This is a genomic window from Enterococcus sp. DIV0755f, from assembly GCF_051713725.1.
Taxonomy (GTDB): domain Bacteria; phylum Bacillota; class Bacilli; order Lactobacillales; family Enterococcaceae; genus Enterococcus_D; species Enterococcus_D casseliflavus.
The window spans coordinates 968,775-988,480 of the sequence record NZ_JBIOQL010000001.1; the positions used below are offsets into that span (position 1 = coordinate 968,775).

Here is a 19,706-nt window from a genome sequence, read left to right on the forward strand (position 1 = left end):
CGTTGCGAGGATTTCACAAAGTTTCTGAAAAAAATTTGCATATTCATCTTTTGCTTCGTATACTAGTTTAGGACGTTGCTTATAAAACGGCTGTATCATCGTACATATTTTTTGATAGGAGGAATTGCATGAAAGACAAACGAAAAGTCTTGCGTCCGTTAGGATCAGGGTTTGCGATGGCGGTTCCTTTGTTTATAGGGATCCTCGTTCAGGACCCTTTGATAAGTTCTGTGGGGGCGATGGGGGCTTTTTCCTACTTGGCTTTTCAACATCGGACCCTTTTTTATAATCTGCGCGCCATTTTGACCCACGGCGCTGCGCTGCTGCTGGCATTTATTTTAGGCGCTGGGACAGCACTGATTCCTTGGAGCGCACCTTTTATCATCGGTGCGTTATCGTTTTCTGCGTTTTTGTTGTCAAAAGTGATGCGGATCCCCAAGCCCGATTATTTCTTCGTGTTGATGCTTTATGCCACCGGCTTTAATTTTCACGCAGCGCACCTTGGAGAGATCTTGCACCACAGTTCCTATTTGCTTTATGGCATCGCAGGCTCGCTGCTTGCTGGACTGGTGATTTCGTTGGCTGAACAGCTGCCGTTGAAAGAAGAAAAAACGGCCTTTCAACAACTGAGCTTGCACGAGAAATATTCGCTAGCATTATCTCAGCAACCAGAAATGGTCATCAAGGCGCTGCACTTTTCTTTGATATTGTTTATTGCGACCTACATTGCCTACCTGCTGCGAGACAGCAACGGCTATTGGATCTTGATTTCTGCTGCTGCCGTCTTGGCAGGAGAACATATGGAAAAAATCAAAAATCGCACGATCGGCAGGGTACTGGGAGGAATCGTGGGGCTGCTGCTGGGTTTCTTATTGATGTCCTTGCATATGCCCCTTGAAGCGATCGCAGTGGTATTGATCATTCTAAACATATTGACGGAGTTTTTTATGCCAGTCAATTATACCGTTGCTAATTTTTTTACCAACCCGCAAGTCCTGCTGTTAATGACCATCGGTACTAGTTTTACGCCGCTGAAATTGATCCCATTGCGTTTTTCAGGGGCATTGATCGGCAGCGTGCTGGCAATGCTGTTGATCTTTCTAATGGATTGGGCAGTAAAGCAAATGGAGCAAGCACTGGGAAATAAACCAGAAGACACGACGGATCAAACACAATAGAATGCACCATCATCGATAAGCAAGAGCTGTAGCTCTTGCTTTTTTTTGCCTTTGATCCTCTATCTAAACGTTTTCTCCATCGGATAGGAAAAATAAGGGAAATATGAAATAATCGAGCAAAGGTTCCTATTTTGAAATAGAAGCGTTTACATTTTTGCGAACTAAAGTGGCAGAAACATCTACTTTTTTTGTTGTAAGCGAAATCATATACTCAAATCAGAGAAGGAGAGAAAGTTGTGAAAAAACGAATCGTAGATGTTTTGCATCGCCTGTTAGTGACTGATTATCCACTATCCATCGAGCAACTGGCAGAAGAGACCGCAGCCAGTGGGCGGACGATCCGCAATGATTTGAATGAGATCAACACGTTTCTTGCTGACTTACACATCGGACCGATCCAAACCCTTCGAGGAAAGGGCATCCTTTTGAAACTGACCTCGAAACAGCAAGCCATCGTTTGGCAGGCATTACACGCACAACAGTCGGAATATATGACCCGTGAAGAGCGGAGTTTTGATCTGCTGCTGCATCTGACATTTTCAAAAGAGATCCTGGTGTTGAATAAAAAAGAAGAAGCGTACCAGATATCAAAAAGTAGCATGGATGAAGACATGCGCCGTTTGCGGGCGGACATCAATAAATATGGCATTGAGATCATCAGCCTAGGAAAAAAAGGACTGCGGTTGAATGGATCGGAACGAGCGATTCGGACGATGATTTTTGACATCATCAATCAGCGGATCGGTAGGTTGCCACTTGATAAACAGACCCCAGATTTAGTCTTTACGAAATTGCTTTATCGCTATTTGCCGCAAAAAGAAATCAAACAGATCCAACTAGTGATGCAAGCAGTGTTGCCGCCAAATCAAAATGAGTTGTATAGCAGCCAAATCTTATTGTTTACCGCCATTTGGCTGATGCGTATCAGAATGAAGGAATTTATCACTCGCATGAACTGGTCTATTTCCAGCAATCAGCTCCAAGGGTCAGCCTATATCCAGGCGATCGCTGAAACCTTTTCGATCCAGCCACCGGAAATCGAAGTCAACTATCTTTCTTTCATCATCGAGTCACTGAACTTTAAAGATTTGTCCAATTCCATCGAATGGGCGCATGCGCAACTTTTGTCGCTGCAGCTGATTCAATTTGTCGAATGCCAAACCAAGATCCCTTTTAGTAAAAAGGAAGAAGAGCTGTTAGAGGGATTGTATAAACATATGGCCGCGCTGATCGTTCGAGCCAAAAGCGGCATTCAAGTACCCAATCCGATCAAAGAGACCGTTCGCAAAAATTATGGACAAATCTACCAAGCCGTCAAGGGCTTCGCCCCCACGATCGAAGAGATCGTAGGTCAACCACTATCAGAAGATGAACTGACATTTCTCGTGATCCATTTTTCTACAGCCCTAAGTTCATTGAACCACGAAATCATTACGAGCTATAAGGCGGTCGTCGTCTGTAACCATGGAATGGCAACCGGCAATCTGCTGGCAGCCAGCCTCAAGGAGAAGTTTCCAGAAGTAGAAGTTGCGGCAGTCTTGAATTCACAAGAAGTCAATTTGATTACGAAATTCGATGTGGATCTGGTTTTTTCAACCTATGAGATCGATTATCGAGAAAAGCCGGTATTATTGATCCCACCGATCATCAATGAAGAAAATCACCAAGTGATCCGCCGTTTCTTAAACAACAATGAACAATTCAAGCGGATCGCCTTTGACCAAAAAAATGCCACGCTGTTCTTCAATCAGTTGCTTACAGTGATTGAAGAAAGCGGCGGGACAGTCGATGCTGCCGCCTATCGCAAATTGACACACTTGTTTGAACAAAATCAATTAGCCATTAATGCAAGGGAGATTCAGCCAATGTTAAAAGATGTTTTATCCGCTAATCATATTCAATTAAACGTTCTTGTTCAAAATTGGGAAGAAGCCATTGAACGCTCTGCGCAGCCGCTAGTAAAAGAACAGATCATCGAAAAACGCTATATCGAGGCAATGGTTGCGGCGGTGGAGGAATACGGGCCTTATATCGTCATTGGCAAACATTTGGCGCTGGCGCATGCACGACCAGAAGATGGCGCCCAGCAGTTGGGTGTGAGTGTCCTCACCTTGGCGCCGCCAGTCGCATTCGGGAACCCAGAAATGGACCCCGTCAAAATCATTTTTTGCTTGGCTGCGGTGGACTCCTACTCTCATCTAGCCATCATGAAGGAATTGATCGAACTGATCAATGATGAAGAAAAAGTCACGCAGTTGCTGGCTTGCTCTACGATTGAAGCTTTTCAATCATTGCTATTTTCATAAAAAACAAGAAAAGGGGAAAAAATCATGAACAAATTATCGATCTTATTCGTATGCGGTGCAGGTCTTGGCAGCAGCTTTGCGGCTCAGATGTCAACAGAAGATGTCTTAACGAAATTAGGAGTGGAGGCGAAATTGGATCATGTCGATATCTCATCAGCGGTATCAATGAAACCAGACATCATCATTACGGCAGAGAATTTCCGAACGCAATTTGAAAAGTTTGCCTTGGACCCGACAACCGCAATCATTTATTTACGCAACATCGTTTCCAAACCAGAAATCGAAGAAAAAATCACTCCAGTATTAAAGGAAAAAGGCGCACTGTAAGGAAGAGGCATGACGAAGGGAGTTTGAAAAAATGGGCATCATCAATTTTATCATTGATAATATTTTAACGCAGGCATCGATCACGATCGCTTTGATCGCGATGTTAGGGCTGCTGCTTCAGAAAAAGTCAGCAGGTCAAGTCATTTCAGGAAGTTTGAAGACGCTATTGGGCTTCCAGGTTTTAAGCGCTGGTTCTAGCATCATCGTCGGTAGTTTGACCTATTTCGGCGAGATTTTCATAGAAGGATTCGACATGCAAGGCATAATTCCTTCCATCGAAGCCATCAACGGGCAAGCGATGAATGAGTTGGGCTTGGGTCGGGACATAGCGCTGACATTTTTAGCCATCTTTGTTTTTAATATTTTATTGGCACGCTTTACAAAATGGAAATATATCTTCTTAACGGGTCAAGCCATTTTATGGATGGCGACCATGACGACGGTCTTTGGCTATTTCGCTGGTTTACGGGGCGTTGTCTTGATTCTTGTCGGTGGGTTGATTGGGGCGATCTTTGCCGTAGCGATGCCAGCGATGGCTCAGCCCATCATCCGCAAAGTCACTGGGTCAGACGACATTGCTCTCGGACATTTCTGTACGATCGGCTACCTCTTTGAAGCAGGCGTTGCCTATCTGTTTGGAGAAAGAGGCGAGAAGAAAAAATCGATCGAAGACATTAAACTGCCACGTTCTTTTGAATTTTTACAAGATACCTATCTTTCTGTCATGGTCGTGATGGTTCCACTGTATATCGTGACGGTCTTGTTTGCTGGAGAAACCTTTGCTTCTACGCTCTCTGGTGATCAAAATTACATCATGTATGCCTTCTTGCAAGCCATTCAATTCGTGGTTGGGGTCTATGTTTTGCTAGCTGGCGTTCGGTTGCTCTTAGGCGAGATCGTCCCTGCGTTTCGTGGGATCGCCATGAAATTGGTGCCTGATGCAAAACCAGCACTCGATTGCCCAGTATTCTTCCCATATAGCCCAAATGCAGTTATTTTAGGCTTCATTACTACAACGATTGGGACAGTCATCGCCATGTTCGTTTTACCAGTCTTTGGCTTGGCGATGATCTTGCCAGGGATGCTGACGAACTTCTTTGCAGGCGGTACCGCTGGGATCTTCGGCAATGCGGTCGGTGGACGTCGAGGGGCGATCATCGGAGGGATCTTTCACGGCTTCTTCATTACGTTACTGCCAGCCCTACTTGTAACGATCTTCAATCAAATGGGCTTTGTTAACGCTACGGCAACTGATGTGGATACCGTTACGGCAGCCTTGCTATATGCTTGGATCATCAGTCCCTTATTGAAAAACTTTTAATCGCTAGGAGGAAGACGCATGTTCTCTTTTTTCAAAAAAGAAAAAAAGCCCACAGAAACACCAGCGGTTCCTTTGACCGCTGAAGAAAGCCAAGAGGCAGAAGCGCTTATTGCAAATCTAGAAAGTCAGTTGCAAGCAGAAACCGACATCGACGAACAAGCAAAATTGTATGAAGCGTTAGGCTTAGCGCAGGCAAAACTTTCCCGCACAGAAGAAGCGATCAACGCATTGGAAAAAAGCTTGCAGGCGAAAAAATCGATCGGGGACGGCTACAAAAAACTGATGTCCCTTTACAATGCTCAGCGTGCCGCCGCCGCACGAAACGGCGACGATGCAAAGATCGACTATTACATGGACAAAATGGAAGAAATGCGGCAAATCGCCAAACAACTTACGATCAGCGGCAATTAAACTAGACGAGGTGGAATCAAGGATGTATACAACATTAAAAGAAGTAACGAAAACAGCAGAAGCATTGAATTTTACAGTGGGGGCTTTTAATACCCATAATTTAGAAATGCTGCCAAGTATGCTGCGGGCAGCCAAAGAGATGGGGGCACCCATCATCATTCAAACAAGTATCGATACGGCGAAATACATCGGCTATGATGTCTTGGTCAATGTCGTCAAAACAATTGCCGATCACGAGCTAGTAGATGCTGTCTTGCATTTGGATCATGCCAGAGATTTCGATGAGATCAAAGCGGCGATTGATAGCGGCTATAGCTCGGTGATGTATGATGGCTCGCATTTGCCCTTCAAAGAAAACATTTTGAAAACGCGCGCAGTCGTCGAATACGCTCATGCTAATGGGGTGTCCGTCGAAGGAGAACTAGGAACGATCGGCGGCACAGAAGAAGGCATTCATGTGGAAGAAGACGATAAAGTCTTCACACGCCCAGAAGATGCGGTAGAATTTGTTGCTGCTACTGGCGTCGATGCGCTAGCCATCGCTATCGGAACCAATCACGGTCAATTCCGCTCAAAAACCGAAGTGAATGTTGAGTTATTGAAGGAGATCCATGCAGTCGTCGACGTGCCGCTAGTCATTCATGGAGGAACTGGCGTCAAAGAAGAAGATTATCCCGAATTGATCAATAACGGCATTCGCAAGTTTAATGTAGGTACTGAATTGTTGGTCAATTGGACGAAGATTGCGAAAGAAAATTTTGGGGCAACGGAAGTCAACAAATCTTTGCGCCACAACGTGATCCCATCCAATGAAGCCATCAAAGAAATCGTCAAGCACAAGATCGGCCTTTTCATGAATACGAAAGCGCCGACTGCGATCGGCAAATAGATGGTACGCAAAAAGATGCTTGTTTTATTGGCAGGCAGCCCTGGAACTGGAAAAAGTTATTTACTGAATCTGTTGAAGAAACGTTTTCCTGATCTTTTCGCTCTTACGCCAGATGAAATCAAAGAGTGCTATGCCGAATCCCTCGGCTTTGATTCATTGGCAGAAAAAGCCCAGATCGAAAAGCAGTATGTTTGGCCTTTTTACTATCAGGCATTGGGCTTGTACATGTCTTTAGGAAAACGCTTGGTGGTCTCGGAATACCCTTTTAGTGAAAAACAGAAGCCATTGCTAACTTTTCTCGCCCAAAGCTATGGTTATGAGTGCTTGACCATTCGCTTGACTGCTTCTTTTGAAACCTTATGGGAAAGACGTTACTTACGTGATCGAGCGGATGACCGCCATCTGAGTTTTATTATGGAACGGTACCATTACGGGGATGTACTGGAAGATAGACAAGCTGCAACCAACCATATAACCAAAGAAGCGTTTCGGCAAATCATCACTGATCGCCGTTACGATGACTTTCAGTTAGGAGTGCTTATCGAAGTCAATGTGGAAGATTACGAGCAAGTGGATTATCGCCCGTTGATCGAGAGAATCGCTGAACAACTCAATGACTTAAATTGAAGAAAAACAGGCGCTACACCTGAAAAGGGCAGCGCCTGTTTTTTTAGTCTAAGCCCAAAAATTTCGAAGTTCCTTGGTTTTGGACTTGGAGGATTTCGGCTAATACTTTGGCATCAAATTGCCCCTCTTTATTGGCGGAATAGACATTGACCTTGAGCTGGTAGTCGGGCAAAGCATAGTTTTCAAGACTTGCTTCAAGCTGCGCGACCGCTTGTTTCGAGAGTGGTTCACCGACGAGTTTTAATTCAAGGGATTGTTTCTGCTCATTAAGTGTTTGCTCCAGCAAATAATGTTCCCCCAGTTTGGCTTCTACAAAACGCTTGGCATGGTATTCCACGATGGTCGTTTGGATCGTCGTATAAACGAAGAAACTCCCAATGACCGTGATCGGTAAGGCAACCACGGCAAACTTCCACCATTTTTGATGACGAAAATCCCCATACTGCAACAGCCAGATGGTAATGAACAAGGAAAAACAAATCAAAAAGGAATTGGTGAAGAAGAGTTGAGCAGACTCCCATGAAATCGAATAGTCTTTGATCGACAGCCCATAACCCGTCACACAAAGCGGCAAAATCAGGGACGTCCCGATGGAGACACCGATAATGACATCGTTGTCGCGGCCTCTGACTTTGGCAAAAGCCAGTGCGGAACCACCGATCAATGCGACGCAAATATCCCAAATCGTCGCAGATGTTTGGGTGATGATCTCAGGGGTTGTGTCTTTGACTGGCGTGAGTAAGAAAAAGGCAAATGAGATGATAAGTACGATGATGACTTGGATGCTAAAGACCAGCAGCCCTTTTTTGACTAAGCGCAAGTGGGAAAGACCTAAACCAAAGCCGATCCCGTTGATCCCATTTAAAAGTGGCGAAATTAACATCGCCCCGATAATCGTTGTCGTAGAGTTGTAGTTCAAACCAATCGAAGCAATCAGTGTTGCACAAACTAAAAGTGCATAGACGAGCATCGTTTGGTCCATATCTTTTTGAATTTTTCCAATCAATTGTTCTTTGGAAACTAAATCAGGCGTTAAGTTCACCTTCATCATCCTTTCTGAGAAAAATCGTTCTGCTCTTTTCATTGTCCCTTAAATCGGCTGATTTTACAAAAATCTGCGTTTATTAGGCGATGGCAGCAACGAGAATTCAATGATTGGGTTGCCAATCTTTTGCAAAACCGCCGATTTCCTCTAGAATAAGAAGCATATCAGAGAAATGGAAAAGGTGGGGAATGGATGAAAGATTATTTTGCGCAATACAAACGCCTGTTATCGATCGCTGAAGCAGGTTTGTACTATGGCAAAGATGTGTACGATAAGGAACGTTACCAAGAGATCAAAGAGTTGGCATTGCATTTGATGAGTACCGTCGTGGATCAAGACGCAGCTGCGTTGACCCTTTTAACAGAAAAAAATGAGGGCTATCCTACGCCAAAAGTCGATGTACGAGCATTGATCCAAAAAGGCGAAAAAATCTTGCTGGTGGAAGACAGCCTGACGAAAGAATGGTCACTGCCAGGAGGCTATGCAGAAATTGGCTTGACGCCACGGGAAAACATCAAAAAAGAAGTGCTGGAAGAAACTGGCTTGCTCGTTGAGGTCAAGGAGCTGCGAGCAATTTTTGATACGAATCTAAGACCAGACATTCCGCAAGTGTTCCAATACTATAAGCTGGTCTTTGCCTGTGATGTTTTGGCAGGGGACTTCATCAAAAACAGTGAAACCTCCAACAGCGATTACTTTTCGTTGAAGGAGCTGCCGAAGCTTTCCATCAAGCGCACCACCAAGGAACAACTGGAGCAATTGGTGAATGAGAAGTCGTTACACGTTGATTAGAAACAGCTAAGGGTAAGATGTTGGAAAAAGCGTTTTATTGGTTTTTTTAACTGGATAATATTTACTTGCAGATAAAGTTGGTTTATGATTGATTTCGTCGTTTTCATTATAAAAAATCAAGCAATGACGACACCTTTGCTTGATTGCTGGAGGAGTAAAAATGAAGAATCAAATCAATTCCTTTTTTGGGCTGGATGCCTTACAAACAACGGTCAAACGAGAAATCTTAGCTGGTTTTACCACCTTTATCTCGATGGCCTATATTTTATTCGTCAATCCAACGGTCCTTGGGGCATCTGGGATGGACGAAGGTGCCGTCTTTACGGCAACGGCGTTAGCCAGCGCATTGGGCTGTATCTTGATGGGGGTTTTAGCAAAATACCCGATCGCTACGGCACCCGCATTAGGGATCAACGCCTTCTTTTCTTATTCAGTCTGTATTGGAATGGGGGTTCCATGGCAAACAGCATTAGCGGGTGTGTTTGTGGCATCACTGATTTTCATCGTGATCACGATCTTCAAATTACGGGAGCTGATCATTGATGCGATTCCTGCTGATTTAAAATACGCCATCTCTGGGGGGATCGGTCTGTTCATCGCCTTTTTGGGATTGAGCGAAGGCGGGATCATCGTTTCCGACGATTCGACCCTTGTGGCACTAGGTTCATTGAGTGTCGGTACAACGTGGCTGACGATTTTTGGTTTAGTGATCACTGCCGTCTTGATGGTTCGCAGAGTTCCTGGTGGAATTTTTATCGGGATGGCCGCAACAACTGTTTTAGGTCTTTTGACTGGCTTGATCCAAGCACCATCCAGTATCGTTTCTGCTGCACCGAGTATTTCTTCCACATTCTTAGTGGCGCTAAACCATGTAGGAGACATCAACTCCCTGCAAATGTGGGTCGTAGTACTGACTTTCTTACTCGTCACTTTCTTTGATACGGCAGGCACCTTGGTGGGACTTGCCAATCAAGCGGGCTTTATGAAAGACAACAAAATGCCGCGGGTCGGCAAAGCACTTGCTTCTGACTCCACCGCCATGCTCGCTGGTTCTTTATTAGGGACCTCACCAGTAGGCGCATATGTCGAATCCTCCGCTGGGATCGCCGTGGGCGGTCGCTCTGGCTTGACTGCCGTGACGACTGGAGTTTTGTTCTTGTTCGGCTTGTTCTTTTCACCATTGCTATCCGTAGTCACTTCCCAAGTGACCGCACCAGCACTGATCGTTGTAGGTGTGCTAATGGCACAATCGCTGCGAGAAATCAAATGGCACGAAATGGAAATCGCAATCCCAGCCTTCTTGATTCTACTAGGCATGCCGTTGACCTACAGCATCTCCGATGGGATCGCCTTGGGCTTCATCTTTTACCCAATCACCATGTTAGCAGCCAAACGTGGCAAAGAAGTCTCACCAATCATGTACGGCTTGTTCTTTGTCTTTCTTGGGTTTATGTGGATTTTGAATGTGTGAGAGAGACGTTTATCAATTATAAAAGAAAGAACAGTTAAGCTTGTGGCTTAGCTGTTTTTTTTGTATTGAGAATAAGAGTTGATAAATACAAACTGAAAAAGTAAAACAGTGTTTATTAAAGCGATGGATGCTGAATAGTAGTTTTTTTCATTTTTTACAAATACGAGGAGTGGTTAAGGCAATCTATTTTTACCTAACATTCATATGGTTTTATTCTGATTTAAAAAAACGAATCATTGATTCTAACTTATAATTTTCTTCAATCAAATGATAGCACATGCAAAAGGAAAAGGTTTGGCGTAGCTGATTTTGTATAGGTTTTCTTACTTCATTTGTTCTTTGCTTAGATTAGATAAATAACGCCTTCTTTTCAGCAGTAATCGTTTCGAGATTTTTTAACTAGAGTCTTTGATCAATAGCAAAAAAATATTCATTTACAAGTGACGTTCACATCATTGAGAAAATGTAGTAAGTTAGAAAAGGAATGAAAAAATGATTATGGGTTAAAAATACATGGTATGATTTTCTATAAAGTTGGGAGGTGTTAGGATGAAAGATCTGCAGTTAAAGTTTATTGTTGATCCAACAACTATTCGCTGGTTTCGTATATTGAATCTTTTTGAGCGGACACAAAAAGCGACTAAGGGTCAATTAGCTAAACTAAATGAGGTTTCAGAACGGACGATTTTAACTGATATAAATAAGCTAAAGGAGTATTTTTCTGATAGTGCGCATATTGTTTCAACGAACAATGGGTACCTTTTCGAAAAAAAGAACTTCCTTCGATTTATTGAACAAAAAGAAAAACTATTGCAAAATGAAATTTTGTTTGAATTATTGGGAAACGTTTTCTATGGAGAGCTAGAGGACGTAGCGGAATTAATTGACCGATTTCACATATCAGAAACGTCATTTCGACGCTATTTGAGACAAATTGAGCCGGTTCTTAAAGAATACGGATTAAAACTATCACTCACTCCCATTGATTTAAAAGGCGATGAAGCAACCATCCGAAAGTTTTTCAAAGATTTTTACTATGAAGGGGAAATGACCCCTCATACGTTGGTTCCTCCAAAAGAGATTCATGAATTGATCTATCAAACTTTTTTATCTAAAATCAAGGAAATTACGATTGGTACAGGTACTTCTCCAAATGAATTTTACTATAATTTATATATTGCTATCGAGCGAGTACGTCAGGGAAAGAGGATCAATGTACCAACAAATCTTTACAAGAGTGTTAGGAATAACAAGGATTTTCTTAATTTATTCTTGATTCAGCAAAGAATTCAAAAGATCTATCAAGTGGAATTATGTGCAGATGAGCTCTGTTGGCTATTTTTAGTAACGATTGCCAAACGGCCTTTTGATCAAATAGACCAAGATAAGGTATTCTGTAAGCAATTGCAGCGCATTGATTCTTTTGCTCATTTAACTGAAAACTATCTCAAGAATTGCTCGCCTGAGTTGTATACATCAGAAATTTTATGGATCTATCGTGCGTTCTTCCTTTCTAGGTACGTGAATCATCTAATTTCACCAGTTCAAAATAGAATAATGTCAGAAATCATAGAGAAAACAAAACATGAATGCAAAGAATCATACATCAACAATCATCACTTTCTGCGCTCCTTTTTCGGTGAATCAGGAATAACAGAAGACTTTTTGGAAGATATTACGACGAGCTTAACTTTGCTGGGAGAAAGATTGAAAGAACAGTATTTGTACAAAAGCAAGAGAATTGTTTTTTATTAGAAGGCGATCTGTATGTCTGTCAATTGATAAGATCGCGAGTATATCAATACTTTGGTGATCGTCATCAAATCTTTTTTATTACGATTCCAGCTTTGACGGAAGAATTCTTAAACCAAGAAGATATTGATTTAATTGTGACAAACTACAGTGAATACTTGTCAGAGTATAAGGTGAGCACCAACTGCCTATTATTGAAAACAATTCCAGATAAACAAGATTGGGAACTCTTATTCAAAACGATCGAACCAAAAATGTTCGAACTTATAAAATAATTAAAATAATAACCCTATTTTTTACCTATTCAGAAGGAAAGAAAGCCTTTTGCATAGGTTTTTTTATACTTAATTTCCCCCTAGGGTGAAAAACATGATTTTTTTATTAAAAAACATCCTTATATACTTTTGTTTAGAACTTCCAAGCTCGTGATAGATTATTCTACCAATTCGGCAGTGTCTGCATGAATAATTATTTTTCATGTTTCAAGAAGTTTACGTTAAAAAGAAAAGGAGTGTTAGGGAAGTGATACGCAAGTTAGGTTACATAATGTTGGTCATTGCAATGACTCTAGGACAACCGCTCACTGTATTTGCTAATACAGTAAAGGATGGCTCTCAAAACGACAGCTTAGAAAATAATTTGAAAATGACGGATGTTTCTGTTGCTGAAGGGTTTCTAAGTGAATTGGCGGATGGAAATGCAGATCGTTATGAAGAAAGGCAATTGATAGAAGACGATCAACCGTCGACAGCAACTGAAGAAAACATAAGTACCAATGGATCTGGGGAACATACCGAAACAGACAGTGGTATAGAGGCAGATTCATCTGAAAGATCTTCATCTGAAAGCTCCACTGAAGCTACATTAGATAGTAGTACAGAAGACAGTCATGAAGAATCAGTAGATAGTAGTGCAGAAGACAGTAGTAAGGAAGACAGTCATGAAGAGTCAGATGAAAATGTGGAAGGCGTATGGGGAACTGTTCCGTGGACGTGGGATGAAGAAACGAAAACAATTGTGTTAGAAGAAGGAAATGCGGGTACCGTTGCAACTGCGCCTTGGAAAACCTACACGTCTGTGACACAAATCGTTGTTAAGGCACCAGTATTGTTGCCAGTAAATTCTGCGGTTTTATTCAGTGATTTAAGTGAGCTTATGATTATAGAAAATGGGAATAATTTTAATACTTCCCAAGTGACGACAATGGCAAGCATGTTTGCTAGATTACCAAAATTAAAAAAAGTGGACGTTTCGAACTGGGACACTTCTAAAGTTACTAACATGTTCGCCATGTTTAGATATGCTTATGGTTTGGAAGAGTTAGATGTGTCTAACTGGGACACTTCAAATGTTACAAACATGGCAGAAATGTTCAGAGAATTAGATAATCCTGCTAGCCCAGTAACACCGTTAACTGTTTTGGATGTATCTAAATGGAAGACAGGAAATGTAACAGATATGAGGTATATGTTTGGGGGAAAGAAGAATTTGACCTCTTTGGATGTATCCAACTGGAATGTCTCTAAAGTAGAACGGATGGATGGCATGTTTGCTGGAGGATTCAATAGAGGAAATAGTTCACTGAGTCAATTAGATGTTTCAAACTGGAATGTATCTAATGTAACAAATATGAATTGGATGTTTGAGAACTTACCTCATTTAGAAGTTCTGGACGTATCTAATTGGAATACAGAGAATGTGACGAGCATGTTAAGCATGTTTAGAAATGCTTCAAGATTGACATCACTTGATACAAGCAATTGGAAAACAAACAAAGTAACAAATATGGCGTATATGTTCAGCGGAGTACGGGTACCAACTGAATTTAGTGTTAGCAATTGGGATACATCTAGCGTAACTGATATGAGAAACATGTTTGCCTCCACTCATTCTTTAACTTCTCTCGATGTATCCAACTGGAATACTGAAAATGTCACTGATATTAGAGAAATGTTCCAGTATACAAGAGCATTGAAAAACTTAGATCTGTCAAATTGGAATACCGCGAAAGTAACCAATATGTGGTGGATGTTTCGCGAATCAGCCATAGAAAAGCTTGATGTATCAAATTTCGACACATCGATAGTGGAAAGTATGGCTCAGATGTTTTTAGACGCGAAACAATTGAACGAACTAGTAGTAGGCGAGCATTCGATCTTTTCTACGTCTACTCGTTTACCAGAGATTCTTATTGAGAACGGATATACTGGCAGGTGGATACAAAAAGAAGATGCTTATGGGAATGAGCCAAGTGTACCAATGGTTTATGAATCCTCGTTTGATTTTATGGACTTATATGACGGAACCATTCCAGGAACCTATATTTGGGAAAAAATAGAACATAAAGATGCGGCACCAGTGACAGTCAAGTATGAGGATACTGAAGGAAAACAACTTTCGGAGCCAACGATATTAAGAGGGAAAGTTGGGTTGCCATACGAGAGCGAACCAAAAGAAATTCCGGGGTGGTATGTGCCAGAGACACCAAGCAATGCTCATGGAACGTTTACTGAAGAAGCGCAAGAAGTAATCTATATCTATGACCGTTTGGATGCAGCCCCCGTAACAGTCAAATATAAAGACACCGAAGGAAATCAACTATCAGAACCAACGATTTTAAGCGGAAAAGTTGGTCTGCCATACGAGAGCGAACCCAAAGAAATCCATGGGTGGTATGTTCCAGAAATGCCAAGCAATGCTCGTGGAATTTTTAGCGAAGACCCACAGGAAGTGATCTATGTTTACGACCGCTCGGATGCGGCACCTATAACCGTCAAATATGAAGATGGCGAAGGAAACCAACTTTCGGAACCTACGATTTTAAGCGGAAAAGTTGGCTTACCATACGAAAGCGAACCAAAAGAAATTCCAGGGTGGTATGTGCCAGAAACACCAAGCAATGCTCATGGAACGTTTACTGAAGAAGCGCAAGAAGTAATCTATATCTATGACCGTTCGGATGCAGCCCCCGTAACAGTCAAATATGAAGACACCGAAGGAAATCAACTATCAGAACCAACGATTTTAAGCGGAAAAGTTGGTCTGCCGTACGAGAGCGAACCAAAAGAAATTCCAGGCTGGTATGTGCCAGAAATGCCAAGCAATGTGTCTGGAACGTTTACTGAAGAAGCGCAAGAAGTAATCTATATCTATGACCGTTCGGATGCAGCCCCCGTAACAGTCAAATATGAAGACACCGAAGGAAATCAACTATCAGAACCTACGATTTTAAGCGGAAAAGTTGGTCTGCCATACGAAAGCGAACCAAAAGAAATTCCAGGGTGGTATGTGCCAGAAATGCCAAGCAATACTCGTGGAATTTTTAGCGAAGACCCACAGGAAGTGATCTATGTTTACGACCGCTCGGATGCGGCACCTGTAACAGTTAAGCATGAGGATATCGAAGGGAATCAATTGTCAGAACCAACGATTCTAAGCGGAAAAGTTGGTCTGCCATATGAAAGCGAACCGGAAGAAATTCCAGGGTGGTATGTGCCAGAGACACCAAGCAATGCTCGTGGAATTTTCGGAAAAGAAGCGCAAGAAGTGGTCTATGTCTATGACCGCTCCGATGCGGAACCAGTGACAGTCAAGTATGAAGATGGCGAAGGAAACCAACTTTCGGAACCTACGATTTTAAGCGGAAAAGTTGGCTTACCATACGAAAGCGAACCAAAAGAAATTCTAGGGTGGTATGTGCCAGAAACACCAAGCAATGCTCATGGAATTTTCGGAAAAGAAGCGCAAGAAGTAATCTATATCTATGATCGTTCGGATGCGGCACCAGTGACAGTCAAGTATGAAGACACCGAAGGAAATCAACTGTCGGAACCTACGATTTTAAGCGGAAAAGTCGGCTTACCATACGAAAGCGAACCAAAAGAAATTCCAGGGTGGTATGTGCCAGAAACACCAAGCAATGCTCATGGAATTTTCGGAAAAGAAGCGCAAGAAGTAATCTATATCTATGATCGTTCGGATGCGGCACCAGTGACGGTCAAGTATGAAGATGACAAAGGAAATCAATTGTCAGAACCTACGATTCTAAGCGGAAAAATTGGTCTGCCATATGAAAGTGAACCAAAAGAAATCCATGGGTGGTATGTTCCAGAAACGCCAAGCAATGCTCGTGGAATTTTTAGCGAAGATCCACAGGAAGTGATCTATGTTTACGACCGCTCGAATGCAGCACCCGTAACAGTTAAGTATGAGGATACCGAAGGGAATCAGCTGTCGGAACCAACGATTCTAAGCGGAAAAGTTGGTCTGCCATACGAAAGCGAACCAAAAGAAATTCCAGGGTGGTATGTGCCAGAAACACCAAGCAATGCTCATGGAACGTTTACTGAAGAAGCGCAAGAAGTGGTCTATGTCTATGACCGTTCAGATGCAGCACCTGTAACAGTCAAATATGAAGATGACAAAGGAAATCAATTGTCAGAACCAACGATTCTAAGCGGAAAAATTGGTCTGCCATATGAAAGTGAACCAAAAGAAATCCATGGGTGGTATGTTCCAGAAATGCCAAGCAATACTCGTGGAATTTTTAGCGAAGACCCACAGGAAGTGATCTATGTTTACGACCGCTCGGATGCGGCACCTATAACCGTCAAATATGAAGATGGCGAAGGAAACCAACTTTCGGAACCTACGATTTTAAGCGGAAAAGTTGGCTTACCATACGAAAGCGAACCAAAAGAAATTCCAGGGTGGTATGTGCCAGAAACACCAAGCAATGCTCATGGAATTTTTAGCGGAGACCCACAGGAAGTAATCTATGTTTACAATCGCTCCGATGCGGCACCAGTGACGGTCAAGTATGAAGATACCGAAGGAAATCAACTGTCGGAACCAACGATCTTAAGCGGGAAAGTTGGCTTACCATACGAGAGCGAACCAAAAGAAATTCCAGGCTGGTATGTACCAGAAACACCAAGCAATGCCCGTGGAATTTTCGGAAAAGAAGCGCAAGAAGTAATCTATATCTATGATCGTTCGGATGCGGCACCAGTGACGGTCAAGTATGAAGACACCGAAGGAAACCAACTGTCGGAACCTACGATTTTAAGCGGAAAAGTTGGTCTACCATACGAGAGCGAACCCAAAGAAATTCCAGGTTGGTATGTGCCAGAAATGCCAAGCAATGCTCATGGAATTTTTAGCGAAGAGCCACAGGAAGTGCTCTATGTTTACGATCGCTCAGATGCGGCACCAGTGACAGTCAAGTATGAGGACACTGAAGGAAAACAACTTTCGGAGCCAACGATATTAAGAGGGAAAGTCGGGTTGCCATACGAGAGCGAACCAAAAGAAATTCCAGGGTGGTATGTGCCAGAAATGCCAAGCAATGCTCATGGAACGTTTACTGAAGAAGCGCAAGAAGTGGTCTATGTCTATGACCGTTCGGATGCAGCACCCGTGACAGTCAAATATGAGGATGCCGAAGGAAATCAATTGTCAGAACCAACGATTCTAAGCGGAAAAGTTGGGTTGCCATACGAGAGCGAACCAAAAGAAATTCCAGGGTGGTATGTGCCAGAAATGCCAAGCAATGCTCATGGAACGTTTACTGAAGAAGCGCAAGAAGTGGTCTATGTCTATGACCGTTCAGATGCAGCACCTGTAACAGTCAAATATGAAGATGACAAAGGAAATCAATTGTCAGAACCAACGATTCTAAGCGGAAAAATTGGTCTGCCATATGAAAGTGAACCAAAAGAAATCCATGGGTGGTATGTGCCAGAAACGCCAAGCAATGCTCATGGAATTTTCGGAAAAGAAGCGCAAGAAGTAATCTATATCTATGATCGTTCGGATGCGGCACCAGTGACGGTCAAGTATGAAGATGGCGAAGGAAATCAACTGTCGGAACCAACGATTCTAAGCGGGAAAGTTGGTCTGCCATACGAAAGCGAACCGAAAGAAATTCCAGGCTGGTATGTTCCAGAGACACCAAGCAATGCTCATGGAATTTTCGGAAAAGAAGCGCAAGAAGTGGTCTATGTCTATGACCGTTCGGATGCGGCACCTGTAACAGTCAAATATGAAGACACCGAAGGGAATCAACTGTCGGAACCAACGATTCTAAGTGGAAAAGTCGGTCTATCATACGAGAGTAAGCCAAAAGAAATTTCTGGTTGGACCGTGAAGGAAATACCAGATAACGCATCTGGAACGTTTACAAATGACGTGCAAGAAGTGATTTATGTCTATCATAAAGAAGAAAATAACGGTGGGCAAAATACACCTGAAAAAGAGAATCCAGAAAATGAGAAGGAAGATTCTAACGATCCAAAACTTCCCAATACTGGGGAAGCGATGGTTGGACAACGAATCATGATCATTGTTGGATCACTACTACTGTTATTTGCCATTTTCATTATCTTTGACAAGAAGAAAAAAACAAGATAATTAGTTTTTAGAATAGTCAATATAAAAAGAAAGCAGCAAAGCCCGTGAAGGTTTTGCTGCTTTCTCAAATCTAAAAAACTTCAGAAAAATCATTCACTAAATGAAGAGGATCACGGTTTACTTTTATTTTAGGTGGTAATAATCAGTAAAAAGCGGAAAGGAGTTCAATTGAATTGATGTTTTCGACGAAAAAAGAATATAACGAATATTTTCTAGAAGAGATTAGATCTCTGCCAAGAGAGAAAGACATGCTGGAAGACTACTTAGAAAAACAACTGGAACGGTTAAATCAATTGATAGATGAAATTTCGAAGGAAACGTTTTGGAAGGTTTTTCCTAAAATTCTTGGGATTGATGCGAAACTGAGTCTATTAGCTGATTTATCAAAGTATGAGGATTTTTCAGAAGCCGACATTATAAGAATTATTGAAAGTGATTATCAAAATTATTTTAAAGAATTGTGTGGGTACGATCTTAGTATGCAAACGAAGTACTCAATAGTATTTAATGTCTGCTGAAAAATAGCAACTTATCGAAAAAGCATCGGGGTTAAGATGGACCGTGGGTAGAGGTGATTTAAAGTAAAGTTAAAGTACGATTTCTACTAATGAAAAAACCAGTTAAGCGCAGCTTAGCTGGTTTTTTTATTATATGCTGCTTGCTATAAAAATGATCAGAATCGAATAACGGTTAAATATCTAAGCCAGGACGTCTTTTTTTTGAATTTCCTTTCCAGCCGAAGGGGCAAAGTCGATCCAAGCGATAGTCGCTTTTTGGAAATGTATGTTTGAACATTAGTTACTAAAAAATCATTTTCCCTTCAGATGAAAGGTCTTCCCACGCATCTTTTTCATAAAACTCTGATTCCACTCCACCATTAAAAGGATCTTCAATTTTAGGAACAAGAATGATCGTCCCATCCTCTGCGTAGACAACAATATATTCTTGGTTTTCAGGAGGATTTTTTCCGTTATCAGAAGGAAGCGTAACGACGATGGAATTGCCTTGTAGACTTGATTTAGTAATAAGCATAGTATCACCTCTTAGAGATAGTATACCTTGCAATACTATGGAAGGAGAAGACAACAGTGAGATTTAATGTATTTTGAACACATCAAAAGTTGAAAGCATATTTTACATAAGATAGATAAGAAACCGCAATGAAATATTGTTTGA

Annotated in this window: 14 protein-coding genes; 12 read left to right on the plus strand and 2 right to left on the minus strand. The window is 42.0% G+C overall.

Annotated features, from left to right (window positions below; genetic code table 11):
* Positions 1 to 128: 128 nt before the first annotated feature.
* From IGI73_RS04390 to IGI73_RS04420, 7 genes are all read left to right on the plus strand, one after another.
* Entirely contained in the window at positions 129 to 1,178 is a 1,050-nt protein-coding gene (locus IGI73_RS04390) for an FUSC family protein (protein ID WP_074534970.1), read from the plus strand.
* Between the two features lie 236 nt (positions 1,179 to 1,414).
* Positions 1,415 to 3,484: a BglG family transcription antiterminator gene (locus IGI73_RS04395; protein ID WP_428206494.1), complete on the plus strand. Its 2,070-nt coding sequence runs from the start codon at positions 1,415 to 1,417 to the stop codon at positions 3,482 to 3,484.
* Positions 3,485 to 3,508: 24 nt separating this feature from the next.
* Positions 3,509 to 3,811: a PTS sugar transporter subunit IIB gene (locus IGI73_RS04400; protein WP_074932245.1), complete on the plus strand. Its 303-nt coding sequence runs from the start codon at positions 3,509 to 3,511 to the stop codon at positions 3,809 to 3,811.
* Between the two features lie 31 nt (positions 3,812 to 3,842).
* Positions 3,843 to 5,132: a PTS sugar transporter subunit IIC gene (locus tag IGI73_RS04405; protein ID WP_428206493.1), complete on the plus strand. Its 1,290-nt coding sequence runs from the start codon at positions 3,843 to 3,845 to the stop codon at positions 5,130 to 5,132.
* 18 nt (positions 5,133 to 5,150) lie between these two features.
* Positions 5,151 to 5,543 (plus strand): tetratricopeptide repeat protein, encoded by a 393-nt coding sequence (locus IGI73_RS04410; protein ID WP_270787735.1) that lies wholly within the window; start codon positions 5,151 to 5,153, stop codon positions 5,541 to 5,543.
* 22 nt (positions 5,544 to 5,565) lie between these two features.
* Positions 5,566 to 6,432, plus strand: coding sequence for a class II fructose-bisphosphate aldolase (locus tag IGI73_RS04415; protein ID WP_428206492.1), 867 nt, complete (start codon positions 5,566 to 5,568; stop codon positions 6,430 to 6,432).
* Positions 6,433 to 7,059, plus strand: a complete 627-nt coding sequence (locus IGI73_RS04420; RefSeq protein ID WP_428206491.1) for a kinase — start codon at positions 6,433 to 6,435, stop codon at positions 7,057 to 7,059.
* A gap of 43 nt (positions 7,060 to 7,102) precedes the next feature.
* Here IGI73_RS04420 and IGI73_RS04425 read toward each other — a convergent pair whose 3' ends face one another.
* Entirely contained in the window at positions 7,103 to 8,107 is a 1,005-nt protein-coding gene (locus IGI73_RS04425; protein WP_228095031.1) for a DUF389 domain-containing protein, read from the minus strand.
* 189 nt (positions 8,108 to 8,296) lie between these two features.
* On the opposite strand from IGI73_RS04425, the gene IGI73_RS04430 reads away from it, so the two are divergent.
* From IGI73_RS04430 to IGI73_RS04450, 5 genes are all read left to right on the plus strand, one after another.
* Positions 8,297 to 8,896, plus strand: a complete 600-nt coding sequence (locus IGI73_RS04430; RefSeq protein WP_115232071.1) for an NUDIX hydrolase N-terminal domain-containing protein — start codon at positions 8,297 to 8,299, stop codon at positions 8,894 to 8,896.
* A gap of 160 nt (positions 8,897 to 9,056) precedes the next feature.
* Positions 9,057 to 10,367 carry an NCS2 family permease gene (locus IGI73_RS04435; RefSeq protein ID WP_421758374.1) on the plus strand — a complete coding sequence of 437 codons (1,311 nt, stop codon included), beginning with the start codon at positions 9,057 to 9,059 and terminating at the stop codon, positions 10,365 to 10,367.
* A 549-nt stretch (positions 10,368 to 10,916) separates the two neighbouring features.
* Entirely contained in the window at positions 10,917 to 12,122 is a 1,206-nt protein-coding gene (locus IGI73_RS04440; RefSeq protein WP_428206490.1) for a helix-turn-helix domain-containing protein, read from the plus strand.
* A 519-nt stretch (positions 12,123 to 12,641) separates the two neighbouring features.
* Positions 12,642 to 18,530 (plus strand): MucBP domain-containing protein, encoded by a 5,889-nt coding sequence (locus IGI73_RS04445; RefSeq protein WP_438759114.1) that lies wholly within the window; start codon positions 12,642 to 12,644, stop codon positions 18,528 to 18,530.
* Positions 18,531 to 18,706: 176 nt separating this feature from the next.
* Positions 18,707 to 19,048, plus strand: coding sequence for a DUF7006 family protein (locus IGI73_RS04450; RefSeq protein WP_081343842.1), 342 nt, complete (start codon positions 18,707 to 18,709; stop codon positions 19,046 to 19,048).
* Between the two features lie 283 nt (positions 19,049 to 19,331).
* On the opposite strand, the gene mazE is transcribed toward IGI73_RS04450, so the two are convergent.
* Entirely contained in the window at positions 19,332 to 19,562 is a 231-nt protein-coding gene (mazE, locus tag IGI73_RS04455; protein ID WP_074534981.1) for a type II toxin-antitoxin system PemI/MazE family antitoxin, read from the minus strand.
* Positions 19,563 to 19,706: the final 144 nt, after the last annotated feature.